Genomic DNA, 958 nt, shown 5'->3' with positions numbered 1-958 from the left:
TGTTCCAGATAGTCCGGTTAATGGATGAACAACAATCTATTAACAAGAAGATAGCCAATCAAATTCCGGTTATTGTACAGAAAAGTGTGCAGGAACAGTCCAAAAAGCCAAAACGAAAAGGTTTCTTGAGCATCTTCGGCAAAAAAGAGGGAACGAAGCCAACGACAACAACGACTACGCTCCGTTCATCCAATAGAAACATGGTCAACGAACAGAAAGCGCAGAGCCGTCGATTGTCAGAACAAGCCGATAGTCTTGCTGCCCGTAATGCAGAACTTAACAGACAACTGCAAGGATTGATTTGCCAAATCGAAAAGAAGGTACAATCTGATTTACAAAATAGAGAAAGCGAGATAACAGCCATGCGTAAAAAATCATTTATGCAGATAGGCGGCTTGATGGGATTTGTTCTTTTGCTGTTGGTCATTTCCTATATCATCATACACCGTGATGCAAAGAACATTAAACGATACAAACGCAAGACAACGGATTTGATCGAGCAATTGGAACAGTCCGTGCAACAAAATGAGGTACTCATAACCTCCCGAAAGAAAGCGGTACATACTATTACCCATGAGTTGCGTACACCACTGACGGCAATAACCGGCTATACCGAACTTTTGCGGAAAGAATGCAATAGCGGTAATAATGGGCAATATATCCAAAATATACTGCAATCCTCCGACCGTATGCGGGATATGCTCAACACTTTGCTTGACTTCTTCCGCCTGGACAACGGCAAGGAACAGCCCCGTCTGTCACCCTGCCGGATTTCTGCAATCACGCACACACTTGAAACGGAGTTCATGCCTGTTGCCGTGAACAAAGGGTTGTCCTTGTCCGTGAAGACTGGACACGATGCCATTGTATTGACCGACAAAGAGCGAATAATACAAATCGGGAATAACCTGCTGTCAAACGCTGTCAAGTTCACAGAAGAAGGCGGTGTTTCTTTGAT

General features: G+C 43.9%; 1 protein-coding gene. It reads left to right on the top strand.

The annotated features are described in order from the left end of the window. Positions 1 to 958 (top strand): sensor histidine kinase (locus HPS54_RS12785; RefSeq protein WP_172345773.1); only part of this gene is annotated, 958 nt, incomplete at both ends.

The sequence above is a fragment of the Xylanibacter caecicola genome, from assembly GCF_013166515.1.
GTDB lineage: Bacteria > Bacteroidota > Bacteroidia > Bacteroidales > Bacteroidaceae > Prevotella > Prevotella caecicola.
This window is presented reverse-complemented; position numbering and strand designations above follow the sequence as displayed.